The organism is Sphingomonas spermidinifaciens (assembly GCF_002351485.1).
Taxonomy (GTDB): domain Bacteria; phylum Pseudomonadota; class Alphaproteobacteria; order Sphingomonadales; family Sphingomonadaceae; genus Sphingomonas; species Sphingomonas spermidinifaciens.
Map to the genome: position 1 here is coordinate 1,711,614 of NZ_NWMW01000001.1, position 13,405 is coordinate 1,725,018.

The 13,405-nt window shown below is 68.0% G+C and carries 14 protein-coding genes; 12 read left to right on the forward strand and 2 right to left on the reverse strand.

The annotated features are described in order from the left end of the window. The first annotated feature begins 183 nt into the window (after positions 1-183). The 7 genes from rimP to rbfA all read left to right on the forward strand — a co-directional run bounded on the left by rimP (position 184) and on the right by rbfA (position 6,957). Positions 184-723 (forward strand): ribosome maturation protein RimP, encoded by a 540-nt coding sequence (gene rimP / locus COC42_RS08120; protein WP_096342636.1) that lies wholly within the window; start codon positions 184-186, stop codon positions 721-723. A 9-nt stretch (positions 724-732) separates the two neighbouring features. Beyond that, complete coding sequence (nusA, locus tag COC42_RS08125) at positions 733-2,355, forward strand: transcription termination factor NusA (RefSeq protein ID WP_096342637.1); 1,623 nt, start codon at positions 733-735, stop codon at positions 2,353-2,355. 57 nt (positions 2,356-2,412) lie between these two features. Continuing rightward, entirely contained in the window at positions 2,413-3,171 is a 759-nt protein-coding gene (locus tag COC42_RS08130) for a DUF448 domain-containing protein (protein WP_096342638.1), read from the forward strand. Beyond that, entirely contained in the window at positions 3,168-5,852 is a 2,685-nt protein-coding gene (infB, locus tag COC42_RS08135; protein ID WP_096342639.1) for a translation initiation factor IF-2, read from the forward strand. Before COC42_RS08130 ends, infB begins: the two co-directional genes overlap by 4 nt. 75 nt (positions 5,853-5,927) lie before the next feature. Next, positions 5,928-6,179, forward strand: a complete 252-nt coding sequence (locus tag COC42_RS08140) for a type II toxin-antitoxin system RelE family toxin (protein WP_096342640.1) — start codon at positions 5,928-5,930, stop codon at positions 6,177-6,179. Then, on the forward strand, positions 6,176-6,550 hold the full coding sequence (locus COC42_RS08145) for a helix-turn-helix transcriptional regulator (RefSeq protein ID WP_096342641.1): 375 nt from the start codon (positions 6,176-6,178) through the stop codon (positions 6,548-6,550). The genes COC42_RS08140 and COC42_RS08145 overlap by 4 nt, the downstream gene beginning before the upstream one ends. After that, positions 6,547-6,957: a 30S ribosome-binding factor RbfA gene (rbfA, locus tag COC42_RS08150; protein WP_096342642.1), complete on the forward strand. Its 411-nt coding sequence runs from the start codon at positions 6,547-6,549 to the stop codon at positions 6,955-6,957. The genes COC42_RS08145 and rbfA overlap by 4 nt, the downstream gene beginning before the upstream one ends. On the opposite strand, the gene COC42_RS08155 is transcribed toward rbfA, so the two are convergent. Beyond that, on the reverse strand, positions 6,942-7,496 hold the full coding sequence (locus COC42_RS08155) for a YceI family protein (RefSeq protein WP_176484591.1): 555 nt from the start codon (positions 7,494-7,496) through the stop codon (positions 6,942-6,944). The genes rbfA and COC42_RS08155 overlap by 16 nt on opposite strands. A 94-nt stretch (positions 7,497-7,590) precedes the next feature. Here COC42_RS08155 and COC42_RS08160 point away from each other — a divergent pair, with 94 nt between their 5' ends. After that, complete coding sequence (locus COC42_RS08160) at positions 7,591-8,175, forward strand: thymidine kinase (RefSeq protein ID WP_096342644.1); 585 nt, start codon at positions 7,591-7,593, stop codon at positions 8,173-8,175. Here COC42_RS08160 and COC42_RS08165 read toward each other — a convergent pair. Then, a complete protein-coding gene (locus COC42_RS08165; RefSeq protein ID WP_096342645.1) occupies positions 8,147-8,485 on the reverse strand; it encodes a hypothetical protein in 339 nt (112 codons plus the stop codon). The genes COC42_RS08160 and COC42_RS08165 overlap by 29 nt on opposite strands. Before the next feature lie 97 nt (positions 8,486-8,582). Between COC42_RS08165 and truB the strand changes: the two genes are divergently transcribed. From truB to COC42_RS08185, 4 genes are all read left to right on the forward strand, one after another. After that, positions 8,583-9,473, forward strand: coding sequence for a tRNA pseudouridine(55) synthase TruB (gene truB, locus COC42_RS08170; RefSeq protein ID WP_096342646.1), 891 nt, complete (start codon positions 8,583-8,585; stop codon positions 9,471-9,473). A gap of 22 nt (positions 9,474-9,495) precedes the next feature. Continuing rightward, positions 9,496-9,765, forward strand: coding sequence for a 30S ribosomal protein S15 (gene rpsO, locus COC42_RS08175; RefSeq protein WP_096342647.1), 270 nt, complete (start codon positions 9,496-9,498; stop codon positions 9,763-9,765). A gap of 156 nt (positions 9,766-9,921) precedes the next feature. Beyond that, the gene (gene pnp, locus COC42_RS08180; protein WP_096342648.1) at positions 9,922-12,249 is read left to right on the forward strand and encodes a polyribonucleotide nucleotidyltransferase; all 2,328 of its coding nucleotides are present in this window, start codon (positions 9,922-9,924) and stop codon (positions 12,247-12,249) included. A gap of 120 nt (positions 12,250-12,369) precedes the next feature. Further along, positions 12,370-13,389: a sensor histidine kinase gene (locus tag COC42_RS08185; RefSeq protein WP_342747292.1), complete on the forward strand. Its 1,020-nt coding sequence runs from the start codon at positions 12,370-12,372 to the stop codon at positions 13,387-13,389. Positions 13,390-13,405 lie beyond the last annotated feature (16 nt).

A 13,405-nucleotide genomic window follows, 5' to 3' on the forward strand; every position in this document is an offset into this window, starting at 1 on the left:
GGGTCTCTCCCGGCAAATAAGTTGCTTGGCGAACCCGTAGCATGATGGCCGGTTCCGCCAAGTCTTGTGCGCCTGCCCCAAGGCGCGTATATGCCCCATTGTTCTCGACATTGGTGACATTGCCGGGGTCGGGGCCGAAAGGCTCCGGCACGAAACCCGCTTGTCTGCCTGCCGGAGTGGAATTTGACCGATATTGCCCGCCTGACCGACCTGATCGAACCCGAAGCCCGTGCGCTCGGGCTGTCGCTGGTGCGCGTCAAGTTCTTTGGCGGCCGGTCGGACCCGACGCTTCAGGTGATGGCCGAGCGGCCCGACACGCGCCAGCTGGTGATCGAGGATTGCGCCGAACTGTCGCGCCGCATCTCCGACCGGCTCGATGCGCTGGAGGCCGAAGGCAACGACCCGATCGAGGGCGCGTATCGGCTCGAGGTATCCTCGCCCGGCATCGACCGCCCGCTCACGCGCCTCACCGACTATGCCGACTGGGCGGGGCATGAGGCCCGCCTGACGCTGACCGAGCCGGTCGAGGGACGCAAGCAGCTGACCGGCGACCTCGTCGGCGTCGAGGGGACCGCGGTGACGATCGACGTACGCAAGCATCAGCCGATGACCGTCGACTTCGCGCAGATCGCCGACGCCAAATTGCTGCTCACCGATCGGCTGATTGCCGCGACGCAGCCGCTCTCTGTCGAGGGCGCCGACAAGATTCTCACGGAAGGGTAACAGACGAAGATGGCCAACGCCGTTTCCGCCAATCGGGCCGAGCTGATCGCGATCGCCGATTCGGTCGCCAAGGAAAAGCTGATCGACCGCGCCATCGTCATCGAGGCGATGGAAGAGGCGATCCAGCGCGCCGCCAAGAACCGCTACGGCGCCGAGATGGACATCCGCGCCAAGCTCGACGCGGGCACCGGCGACCTTCGCCTGTGGCGCGTGGTCGAGGTGGTCGAGGAAGTCGACGACCTCTACAAGCAGGTCGATCTGAAGGGCGCGCAGAAGCTCAAGAAGGACGCCGAGATTGGCGACTTCCTCGTCGATCCGCTGCCCCCGATCGAGTTCGGCCGCATCCAGGCGCAGGCCTCGAAGCAGATCATCTTCCAGAAGGTCCGCGACGCCGAGCGCGAGCGCCAGCACGAGGAGTTCAAGGACCGCGTCGGCGAGATCATCACTGGCGTCGTCAAGCGCGTCGAGTTCGGTCATGTCGTCGTCGACTTGGGCCGCGCCGAGGGCGTCATCCGCCGCGACCAGCAGATCCCGCGCGAGGTTGTCCGCGTCGGCGACCGCGTGCGCAGCCTGATCCTGTCGGTGCGGCGCGAGAATCGCGGGCCGCAGATCTTCCTCAGCCGCGCGCACCCCGACTTCATGAAGAAGCTGTTCGCGCAGGAAGTTCCCGAGATCTACGACGGCATCATCGAGATCAAGGCCGCCGCCCGCGACCCGGGCAGCCGCGCCAAGATCGGCGTCATTAGCCGCGATTCGTCGATCGACCCGGTCGGCGCGTGCGTCGGCATGAAGGGCAGCCGCGTGCAGGCCGTGGTGCAGGAGATGCAGGGCGAGAAGATCGACATCATCCCCTGGTCGCCCGACACCGCCACCTTCGTGGTCAACGCGCTCCAGCCGGCGAATGTCGCGCGCGTGGTGATCGACGAGGAGGACGACCGGATCGAGGTGGTGGTCCCCGACGACCAGCTTTCCCTCGCCATCGGCCGCCGTGGCCAGAATGTCCGCCTCGCCAGCCAGCTGACGGGCAAGGCGATCGACATCCTGACCGAGACCGATGCGAGCGAGAAGCGCCAGGCCGACTTCGTCCGCAATTCGGAGATGTTCCAGAACGAGCTCGACGTCGACGAGACGCTGGCGCAGCTGCTCGTCGCCGAGGGCTTTTCGGAGCTCGAGGAAGTGGCTTACGTGGAGCTCGACGAGCTCGCGAGCATCGAGGGCTTCGACGACGAGCTGGCGCAGGAGCTGCAGAGCCGCGCACAGGAAGCGCTCGAGCGGCGTGAGGATGCCGCGCGCGAGGAGCGCCGCGCGCTCGGCGTCGAGGACGATCTGGCGACGATGCCCTACCTCACCGAAGCGATGCTGGTGACGCTCGGCAAGGCGGGCATCAAGACGCTCGACGACCTCGCCGACCTCGCCACCGACGAGCTGGTCGAGAAGCGCCGTGCCGAACCCCGCCGCCGCGGCGAGGAAGCGCCGCGCAAGCCCGAGAACAAGGGCGGCATCCTCGGCGAGTACGGCCTCACCGACGAGCAGGGCAACGAGATCATCATGGCCGCGCGTGCGCACTGGTTCGAGGACGAACCCGCCGCTGCCGAGGCCGAGGAGGACGCGCATGCGGAATCCTCACAATGATCGCGCGTTCGCACCGTTGATCGCGGCATCGCCGCGCTTCCTTGAGGAGGCGCGGCGATGAACGACCGCAGCTGCATCCTGTCGCGCGAGACGGCCCCGCGCGAGGGGCTGGTTCGCCTCGCGCTCGGCCCCGACGGCCAAATCCATCCCGATGTGCGCGCCAAGGCCCCTGGCCGCGGCGCGTGGATCGGCGTCGACAAGCCCGTGCTCGAGGCCGCGATCGCCAAGGGGCGGCTGCGTGGCGCCCTGTCGCGTGCGTTCAGGACGAGCGACATCACCGTCCCCCCCGACCTGGCCGACCGGATCGCCCACGCGCTCCAGCGCGCAGCGCTCGACCGGCTGGGGCTTGAGGCGAAGGCGGGCACGCTCCTGACCGGCGGCGAGCGGATCGAGGAAGCGGCGCGGCTTGGCCGGCTGCATCGCCTCTACCATGCCGCCGACGCCGGCAGCGACGGCGTGCGCCGCCTTGCTCAGGCCTGGCGAGTCGGCCGCGATGCCGAGGGATCGGGACTGATGGGGGTGGTATTGCCGATCCCCCGCACCATATTGTCGTTGGCGTTAGGCCGCGAGAATGTGGTACATATCGGCCTGACCGACGCCAGGGCGGCAAAGCGGGTGAGCGAGACGCTCGACCGCTGGCTGCATTTTATCGGACCCGACCCCGTCCCCCAGCCTTGCGAAACCGGCTCGCAGGGCGCATCGACCGCAACCGCGGCCGAGCGCGGCACTGCCGGAACGAACGCACCGGCGGATGCCGGCCAGAACGCCCCGGCGCCCGCCGGAACGACGAACGAAGGACTTCGAGTACCCGAATGAGCGATACGGACAACGACAAGCCGAAGCTGGGCGCACGCGCGCCGCTGGGCCTCAAGCGCACGGTCGAGACGGGCAAGGTGAAGCAGAGCTTCAGCCACGGCCGCTCGAACACCGTCGTGGTGGAGGTCAAGCGTCGGCGCATGATCGGCCGTCCGGGCGAGGATACGGGTGCGCCTGTTCAGGATGCGGCGCCGCCGCCCCCTGCGGCCGTCGCGCCACCGCCGCCGCCGCCCGTGCGACGCCCGCCGGCGAACGAGACCGCGCATGAGCGCCAGGCCCGTCTGCTGCGCGAGGCCGAGGAGCAGCGCATGTCGGCGCTCGAGGATGCGCGTCGCCGCGAGGAGCGCGAACGTGCCGAGGCTGCCGAGGCCGAAGCGCGCCGCCAGGCCGAAAAGGCTGCCGCGGACGCCGCCGAGCGCGCCGCTGCCGAAGCCGCCGCCGCGGCACCGCCGCCCGCGCCCGAGCCGGCCCCTGCGCCGCAACCCGAGCCCGAAGTCGCGCGCGCCGCCCAACCCAAGGCCGAGCCCGCCGCCCCCGCGCAGCCGGTGACGCTACAGCTCGATCCGGGCCTGCCCGCGCCGCGCCGGTTCAGCCCGGTCGCGCGCCCCGAAATTCCGAAGCCTCAGCCCAAGCCCGAGCCCAAGCCGGAGGCGCCCGCCGCCGCCGCGCCTGCGGCTTCGCAGCAGCAGGCGCGCCCGCTTCCCACCGGCACCGGCGCGGCGACGCCCCGCCGCGATGCGCCCGCGCGTCCCGCGCCGTCGCGCGATCGCAAGGGCGACGACCGCCGCCAGTCGGGCAAGCTCACGGTTAACCGTGCACTCAACGAGGATGGCGGCGCCCGTGCCCGCAGCCTCGCCGCGCTCAAGCGCGCGCGTGAAAAGGAGCGCCGCGGCCATGGCGGCCCGCGCGAGCCGCAGGCCAAGCAAGTCCGCGACGTCAAGGTGCCAGAGGCGATCACCGTCCAGGAGCTCGCCAACCGCATGGCCGAGCGCGGCGCCGACCTTGTGAAGGCGCTGTTCAAGATGGGCATGCCCGTCACGCTGACGCAGACGATCGACCAGGACACCGCCGAGCTGCTCGTCACCGAGTTCGGCCACAACATCAAGCGCGTGTCCGACAGCGACATCGACATCCAGCTCGACACGACCGAGGACGATGACGGCGCGCTCCAGCCGCGCCCGCCGGTGGTCACGATCATGGGCCATGTCGATCACGGCAAGACGTCGCTGCTCGACGCGCTTCGCGGCACCGACGTGGTGCGTGGCGAGGCGGGTGGCATCACCCAGCATATCGGCGCCTATCAGGTGACGCAGAAGGACAAGTCGCGGATCACCTTCCTCGACACGCCCGGCCACGAGGCGTTTACCGAGATGCGCGCGCGCGGCGCCAACGTGACCGACATCGTCGTGCTGGTGGTGGCCGCCGATGACGGCCTGATGCCGCAGACGGTTGAGGCCATCAACCACACCAAGGCGGCCGGCGTGCCGATGATCGTCGCGATCAACAAGATCGACAAGCACGAGGCCAATCCGCAGAAGGTGCGCGAGCGCCTGCTGAGCGAGGAAGTCGTCGTCGAGGGCATGGGCGGCGAGACGCAGGACGTCGAGGTGTCGGCGCTCAAGAAGACCGGCCTCGACGAGCTGATCGAGAAGATCCAGCTCCAGGCCGAGCTGCTCGAGCTGCGCGCCAATCCCGACCGTCCGGCCGAGGGCACGGTGATCGAGGCCAAGCTCGACAAGGGTCGCGGCCCCGTCGCGACGATCCTGGTCAGCCGCGGTACGCTGCGCGTCGGCGACGTGTTCGTCGTCGGCGCCGAGAGCGGCAAGGTGCGCGCGCTGGTCGACGACAAGGGTCGCCAGGTCAAGGAAGCCGGTCCCTCGACGCCTGTCGAGGTGCTGGGCCTGTCGGGCGTGCCGATGGCGGGTGATCCCCTCCAGGTCGTCGAGAACGAGGCGCGGGCGCGCGAAGTCGCCGCCTATCGCCAGTCGGTCATCACCCAGAAGCGCACGACCAGTGCGCCGGCCAGCCTCGAGAGCATGTTCTCGGCGCTGTCGGCCAAGCAGGCGATCGAATATCCGCTCGTCGTCAAAGCCGACACCCAAGGGTCGGTCGAGGCGATCGTCGGCTCGCTCCACAAGATCTCGACCGACGAGATCCGCGTGCGCATCCTGCACTCGGGCGTTGGCGGCATCACCGAGAGCGACGTCAACGTGGCGGCCGCTTCGGGCGCGCCGATCATCGGCTTCAACGTGCGTCCCAATGCCAAGGCGCGCGAGATCGCCGAGCGTAATCACGTCGCGCTGAAATATTATGACGTGATCTACGACCTGACCGACGAAATCCGCGCGGGCATGGCCGGCGAGCTCGGGCCGGAAGCGTTCGAGACGGTCGTCGGCCGCGCCGAGATCCGCGAGGTCTTCTCGGCGGGCAAGCACGGCAAGGCGGCGGGTCTGCTGGTGGTCGAGGGTGTCATCCGAAAGGCGCTCAAGGCACGCATCACCCGCGACGACGTCATCATCTACCAGGGCGAGATCGCCTCGCTGCGCCGTTTCAAGGACGATGTGGCAGAGGTTCGCGCGGGCCTCGAATGCGGCGTGACGTTCAGCCAGAACTTCACCGACATCAAGGCCGGCGACTTCCTCGAAACCTTCGAGGTCGAGATGCGCGAGCGGACGCTGTAACCAGTCAAGCGCTCCGGGTGCGGCGTGACATGGCCCTATATGGACACGTCACGCCGCATCGACTAACCGAGGCGGGTGGATATTCGGTTTTCACGATCGGCTGCGCGTGCGCTCGTCCGGTGCGACAAGGCCAAGCTCATCCGGGAGAAGATCGGCGAACTGGCCACCAACCCGGAGGCACTGGCGGCGAACGTCAAGCGACTGGCGGGCCGGCCCGAATACCGGCTGCGGGTACAGAACTGGCGAGTGCTGTTCCGACGGGAGGAGAATATCCTCTGGATCGACGATATCGCGCCCCGTGGGTCGGCATATGAGGACAGGTCATGAGTGTTCAGTTCGTCGAGATCGGCGGTCAGCGGATCGCCATGCTGCCTGCAGCCGACTATGAGCGACTCCTGGATGCCGTCGAGGATCGCGCCGACACCGCCGCTGCAGAAGCCGCCGAGGTGCGACGGGCCGCGGGCGAGGAATATGTTCCGCTTGAGGTGGTTGACCGGCTGGTCGGCGGCGATAACCCGCTAAGGGTTTGGCGCGAGTATCGCGGCCTTAGCGTGATGGCGCTAGCGGAGCGGCTGGGTTGCCAGCGCCAATTCATCTACAAGCTTGAACGGGGCGAACGAACCGGCGATGTTGATCTCTGGATAAAGCTGGCCGACTGTCTCGGCGTCGCGGTCGAAGACCTGCGGCCCCAGCCATGAAGAACAACGACACTCAAGAAAACCGCTCGGTCCGCGTGCTGCGTGTCGGCGAGCAGGTGCGGCATGTGCTGTCCGACGTGCTGATGCGCGGCGACGTGCATGACGAGGTGCTCGCCGCGCACAGCGTCAGCGTGACCGAGGTGCGCATGTCGCCCGACCTTCGCCACGCGACCGTCTTCATCAAGCCGCTGCTCGGCGCCGACGAGGCGGCGGTGCTCAAGGCGCTGCGCACGAACACCGCCTATCTCCAGCGCGCGGTGGCGGGGCGGGTGAACCTCAAATACGCCGCCCGCCTCAAATTCCTGGCCGACGAGAGCTTCGACGAGGGCGGGCGCATCGATGCGCTCCTCCGCTCGCCGGAGGTCGCGCGTGACCTTGCCGAGGACGAGGATCAGCCCGAGGGCTGAAGATCGGCCTCGATCACGATCCGGACGCGGCGACCGACGACCACCGGGTAGGCGGTCATGCCGAAGTCGCGGCGATCGATCTCGGTTTTCGCCGACACGTGAAATCGCTCGCCGCTGCCGAGCGCCGCGACGGGCCGTGAGAAGCGGACCTCGAGAGTCACCGGCCGCGTGACGCCGCGCGCGGTGAGATTGCCCTGGATCGTACCCGCTGCCGGTCCCGTCGGCTTCAGCCCCGCGCCGGCGAAGCTGACCACCGGATAGCGGCCGACATCGAAGAAATTCTCGCCCTTCAGCCGCCGTTCGGTCACGCCGTCCGATGCCTTGAGCGCCGCGGCATCGAGCCGGACGTCGAGCCGCACGCCGCCCTCCCCTACTGTCACGGCGCCATCGACGCGCGGAAAGCGCGCGGTCTTGCTGCCGATGCCGAAGAAGCCGACCGTGGCGTTGACCGTGCTGCGCGCGGGATCGACCGCGTAACGCCGCTCGGCCGGTTGCAGGAAGCCGCCGAGCATCGCCAGCAGGGCCGAGAGCATCATCATCAAGCGTCTCCTCGCCGCCTTGATGGGGATCGGGCACGCGACGCGCAACGACGGGCTGGCGCGGGCCGCGCGGCCTGCTAGGCAGGCGAGCGCCATGGCCAAGCTCTATTTCTACTACGCCTCCATGAACGCGGGGAAATCGACCACGCTGTTGCAGGCTGACTTCAACTATCGCGAGCGGGGCCTGCACACGATGCTGTTCACCGCCGCGCTCGACGATCGGGCAGGCGCGGGGCGGATCGGATCGCGCATCGGGCTCGGCGCCGATGCGATCGCGTTCGAGGGAGCGACCGACCTGTTCGCGGTCGTCATGGCCGAGCATGCCCAGCGCACCGTCGGCTGCGTGCTGGTTGACGAGGCGCAGTTCCTGTCGAGCACCCAGGTCGATCAGCTCGCGGCGCTGGCCGACAAGGCGAACATTCCTGTCCTCGCCTACGGCCTGCGCACCGATTTCCGCGGTGCCTTGTTCGAGGGCGCGGCACGGCTGCTGGCGATCGCTGACTCGCTGACCGAGCTCAAGTCGATCTGTCCCTGCGGGCGAAAGGCGACGATGAACCTGCGCGTCGATGCCGAGGGCCGCGCAGTGCGCGAGGGCGCGCAGACCGAGATCGGCGGCAACGACCGCTACGTCGCCCTCTGCCGCCGCCACTTTACCGAGGCGATGGAGTCGGCGGACTGAGCCGCTGCGCATCGACGATGCCGCGCTGTGCCTCTGCCCGCGCGCGCAATTCCGCATTCTCCGAATCGGACAGCATGCCGTCGACGGTGTAGCGATCGGACAGGTCCTCGATCACCGAGGCATCGCGTCGGAATCCGCGCGCCTGCGCCCGGCTGAGCTGGCCGCTGCGACGCCCAGCCCGCACGCGCCGTTCGGTATCGCCGAGAATCGGGCCGATCCCGCTCGCTGGCGGACGAACGATCGGCTCCTTCCCGCCCCCGTCCCAGATCTGGGGGCCTAGCAGCAGGGCAATCAGCGTCAGCACGGGCATGGCGTTCGCTCCGATCGGGAGGAGAACAGCGTCGCTCACCTAACATGAAGCGCCGATGACTGGCGCCCGCAGCCGTCAGCGACTAACCGCGCTCGCCATGCACGGCTGGATCATCCTCGACAAACCGCTTGGCCTCGGCTCGACCCAGGGAGTGAGTGCGGTCAAGCGCGCGCTGCGCGAGGGTGGGTACGGTAAGGCCAAGGTCGGGCATGGCGGCACGCTCGATCCGCTGGCGACGGGGGTCCTGCCGATCGCCGTGGGCGAGGCGACAAAGCTGGCGGGCCGCATGCTCGACAGCGACAAGATCTATGCTTTCACAGTGACCTTCGGGAGCGAGACCGACACGCTCGATGCCGAGGGCAGCGTGGTGGCGACCAGTGACGTGCGCCCCGACGCCGCCGCGATCGAGGCGGTACTGCCCCGCTTCACCGGCCCCCTCGACCAGATGCCGCCAGCCTATTCGGCGCTCAAGGTCGACGGCGAGCGTGCCTACGATCTTGCGCGGGCGGGTGAGACGTTCGAGCTGACGACGCGCGCGGTGACGATCCATTCGCTCGCGCTGGCGCCCCCCGGCGACGGTTCGATCGCGGCCGCCACCTTCACCGCGCACGTCTCCAAGGGCACATATATCCGCAGCCTTGCGCGCGATATTGCGCATGCGCTCGGCACCGTCGGCCATGTGACCATGCTACGCCGGGTAAAGGCGGGGCCGTTCGCGCTCGACGGGGCGATTTCACTGGACATTCTGGGCGAAGCCGCTAGGTCGCGCACGCTTGAGAACCACATCCTGCCGCTGAGGGCGGGGCTGGACGACATCCCGGCTCTATTCCTCGAACCCGGTCAGGCAGGAGCGCTCCGTCAGGGGCGGGTGCTGACCGGATCTGCTGCCGACGATGGCCAATATTTCGCGCTGGACGGTGAAACGCCGGTCGCGCTGGTCGAGGTAACGGGCGGAAACGTCCGCGTCGTACGGGGCTTCAACCTGTGACACGATGTCGAGGAACTGACACATGACGATCACTGCCGAGCGCAAGGAAGCGCTGATCCAGGACAATGCCCGCAACAGCGGCGACACGGGCAGCCCCGAGGTCCAGATCGCGATCCTGACCGAGCGCATCGCCAACCTGACCGAGCACTTCAAGACGCACGCCAAGGACAACCATTCGCGTCGCGGCCTGCTGATGCTGGTCAACAAGCGCCGCAGCCTTCTCGATTATCTGAAGAAGAAGGATGCGGACCGCTACACCGCACTGATCGCGAAGCTGGGTCTTCGCAAGTAATCCGGGACGGCTCCGCGATGCGGGGCCGTTTCCATATCCGGCAGGGCGCAATTCGGCGCCATGGCGGCGGCGGAAATTCCGCCATCTGCGGGCGATCAGCGTCCGCATCCAAGTAGGCCCCGGCCCGCATCGGGCGGCCGGTGTGAAGGAAACGAAATGTTCGATCACAAGAAAGTGGAAGTCGAGTGGGGCGGAAAGACCCTCACGCTCGAAACGGGCAAGGTTGCCCGCCAGGCCGACGGCGCGGTCATCGCGACGCTCGGCGAGACCGTCGTCCTGTGCGCCGTGACGGCCGCCAAGACGGTCAAGGAAGGGCAGGATTTCTTCCCGCTCACCGTCCATTATCAGGAGAAGTTCTCGGCCGCGGGTCGTATCCCCGGCGGCTTCTTCAAGCGCGAGCGCGGCGCGACCGAGAAGGAGACGCTGGTCAGCCGTCTCATTGACCGCCCGATCCGCCCCCTCTTCCCCGAGGGTTTCTACAACGAGATCAACGCGATCGCGCAGGTCCTCTCCTATGATGGCGAGAACGAGCCCGACATCCTTGCGATGGTCGCGGCGTCGGCGGCGCTGACGCTGTCGGGCGTGCCGTTCATGGGCCCGATCGGCGCGGCGCGCGTCGGCTATGCCGATGGCGAGTACATCCTCAATCCCACCGACAAGCAGGTCGAGGCGGGCGAGCTCGACCTCGTCGTCGCCGGCACGCACGACGCGGTGATGATGGTGGAGTCGGAAGCCAAGGAGCTGTCCGAGGACGTCATGCTTGGCGCTGTCATGTTCGCGCACCGCTCGATGCAGCCGGTGATCGACGCGATCATCAAGCTTGCCGAGCAGGCCGCCAAGGAGCCCTGGGACCTCAAGCCCGTCGAGGATCAGGCCGGCCAGAAGGCCAAGCTCAAGGACCTCATCGGCGAGGACCTCAAGGCCGCCTACAAGCTCACCAACAAGTCCGAGCGCCAGAACGCGATCAACGAGGCGCGCACCAAGGCGCGCGAGGCGTTCGCCGACCTCAAGGAAACCGATCCCGCCCAGTATCTGGGCGTGCTCAAGCTGGTGAAGAAGCTCGAGGCCGAGATCGTCCGCACCGCCATCCTCAAGGAAGGCATCCGCATCGACGGCCGCGACCTCAAGACCGTCCGTCCGATCGTCGCGGAGGCGCACTTCCTGCCGCGTTCGCACGGCTCGGCGCTGTTCACCCGCGGCGAGACGCAGACCATCGCGACCTGCACGCTCGGCACCAAGGACGCCGAGCAGATGATCGACGGTCTGGGTGGCCTCAGCTACCAGAACTTCATGCTGCACTATAACTTCCCGCCCTATTCGGTCGGTGAAGTGGGCCGCTTCGGCGCGCCGGGTCGCCGCGAAGTCGGGCATGGCAAGCTCGCATGGCGTGCGCTGCATCCCGTGCTGCCGACGAAGGACGAGTTCCCGTACACGATCCGCGTCACCAGCGACATCACCGAGTCGAACGGCTCGTCGTCGATGGCGACGGTGTGCGGCGGCAGCCTTGCGATGATGGACGCCGGCGTGCCGCTGAAGCGCGCCGTCTCAGGCATCGCGATGGGCCTGATCCTTGAGGGCGACGAGTTCGCCGTCCTCTCGGACATCCTGGGCGACGAGGATCACCTCGGCGACATGGACTTCAAGGTCGCCGGCACGTCCGAGGGCATCACCACGATGCAGATGGACATCAAGATCGCCGGCATCACCGAGGAGATCTTCACCGCCGCGCTCAACCAGGCGAAGGAAGGCCGCGCGCACATCCTGGGCGAGATGGCCAAGGCGCTCGATTCGTCGCGTACCGAGCTGTCGGCGCACGCGCCGCGGATCGAGACGCTGACGATCGACAAGTCGAAGATCCGCGACGTCATCGGCACCGGCGGCAAGGTCATTCGCGAGATCGTCGCGACGACCGGCGCCAAGGTCGACATCGACGACGACGGCGTCATCAAGGTGAGCTCGTCGGACCACTCGCAGATCGAGGCCGCGATCAATTGGATCAAGGGCATCGTCGAAGAGGCCGAGGTCGGCAAGATCTACAACGGCAAGGTCGTCAACCTCGTCGACTTCGGCGCGTTCGTGAACTTCATGGGCGGCAAGGACGGTCTCGTCCACGTCTCGGAGATCCGCAACGAGCGCGTCGAGAAGGTCGGCGACGTCCTGAAGGAAGGCCAGGAGGTCAAGGTCAAGGTCCTCGAGATCGACCCGCGCGGCAAGGTTCGCCTGTCGATGCGTGTCGTCGATCAGGAAACCGGCGAGGAGCTCGAGGACACGCGTCCTGCGCGCGAGCCGCGTGAGCCGCGCGGCGATCGTGGCCCCCGCCGCGACGGCGGTGACCGCGGCGATCGCGGTCCGCGCCGGGAGGGCGGCGATCGCGGTGACCGCGGCCCCCGCCGCGACCGCGGCCCGCGCCGCGAGCGGTCGGAAGGTGGCAAGGACGAGGGCGGCGAGAATATCGGCCTGCCGTCGTTCATCACCGAGGACTGAGGGCTAAGTTCCTGAAAAAAAGGAGGGGCGCGGGCCGTCGGGACCGCGCCCCTTCTTATTTTAATGATTTCAGTCGCTTCTCGGACTAGGTTTCGGAAGCGAAACGCCGGCGAAGGGGCGGTGATCGAAGTGACGACCAAGGCGGAGCGTGTCTGGATCGAGCGGTTGCCGCTGGCGGCCGATCGGCCCGTGCTCGGCTTCGCGCTCACCACGCTGCTGATCCTCGCCGCCTTCGCACTGCGCTGGGTCGTCGATCCCTATCTGCCCGGCGGCTTCCCCTTCGTCACCTTCTTCCCCGCGGTGATCCTCGCCTCGGCGCTGTTCGGCGTTCGCATGGGCGCCTATGCCGGCATCGCCGGTGGGCTGCTGGCCTGGTACTATTTCGTCGAACCGAAGATGACCTTCGTGCTGCTGCCGGGCACCTGGGTTGCGCTCGCCTTCTATGCGCTGGTGGTCGTCACCGACATCGTCATCATCCACTGGATGCAGCGCGCCAATGCCAAGCTGGCGCGCGAGCGCGAATTGAGCCGGGTGCTCGCCGACACGCGCGAGCTCCTGTTCCGCGAGCTCCAGCACCGGGTCTCGAACAATCTTCAGGTCGCCGCTGGCCTGATCACCCTCCAGAAGCGGCGAATCACCGATGCCGATGCGCGCGCCGCGCTCGACGAGGCGTCGCGCCGGCTGGCGCTCATCGGCCGCATTAGCCGCCAGCTCTACGACGCGGGCGGGGCGACGCGGCGGATGCGCGAGTTCCTCGAGCCGCTGTGCCACGACGTGATCGAGGCGAGCGGGCGCACCGGCATCCGCTGTGAGGTGATGGTTGGCGACGATGCGACACTCAGCCCCGACGCGGCGATCCCGCTGGCGCTGATCGTCGCCGAATCGATGGCCAACGCGATCGAGCACGGCTTCGCCGATCGCGAGACCGGCGTGATCGAGGTCGAACTGTCGCGCGAGGGCGGCGAGCGGCTGCGCATCGAGGTGCGCGACGACGGGCGCGGCCTGCCCGAGGGCTTCGACATCGACGGCGCGGGCAGCCTCGGCCTCAGCATTGCGCGCACGCTCGCCGCCCAGTTGAGCGGCAAGTTCGAGCTGGTCGCCGGGCGCGGCACCACCGCACGGCTGCTCCTGCCCGCCTGACCTCGATTTCTGACGG

Bases quoted from the DNA above. Each gene is read 5' to 3' on its own strand.
- COC42_RS08160 (WP_096342644.1), top strand. From the start codon at position 7,591: ATGGCCAAGCTCTATTTCTACTACGCCTCCATGAACGCGGGGAAATCG.
- infB (WP_096342639.1), top strand. From the start codon at position 3,168: ATGAGCGATACGGACAACGACAAGCCGAAGCTGGGCGCACGCGCGCCG.
- COC42_RS08130 (WP_096342638.1), top strand. From the start codon at position 2,413: ATGAACGACCGCAGCTGCATCCTGTCGCGCGAGACGGCCCCGCGCGAG.
- nusA (WP_096342637.1), top strand. From the start codon at position 733: ATGGCCAACGCCGTTTCCGCCAATCGGGCCGAGCTGATCGCGATCGCC.
- pnp (WP_096342648.1), top strand. From the start codon at position 9,922: ATGTTCGATCACAAGAAAGTGGAAGTCGAGTGGGGCGGAAAGACCCTC.
- rpsO (WP_096342647.1), top strand. From the start codon at position 9,496: ATGACGATCACTGCCGAGCGCAAGGAAGCGCTGATCCAGGACAATGCC.
- truB (WP_096342646.1), top strand. From the start codon at position 8,583: ATGCACGGCTGGATCATCCTCGACAAACCGCTTGGCCTCGGCTCGACC.
- COC42_RS08165 (WP_096342645.1), bottom strand. From the start codon at position 8,485: ATGCCCGTGCTGACGCTGATTGCCCTGCTGCTAGGCCCCCAGATCTGG.
- rbfA (WP_096342642.1), top strand. From the start codon at position 6,547: ATGAAGAACAACGACACTCAAGAAAACCGCTCGGTCCGCGTGCTGCGT.
- COC42_RS08145 (WP_096342641.1), top strand. From the start codon at position 6,176: ATGAGTGTTCAGTTCGTCGAGATCGGCGGTCAGCGGATCGCCATGCTG.
- COC42_RS08155 (WP_176484591.1), bottom strand. From the start codon at position 7,496: ATGATGATGCTCTCGGCCCTGCTGGCGATGCTCGGCGGCTTCCTGCAA.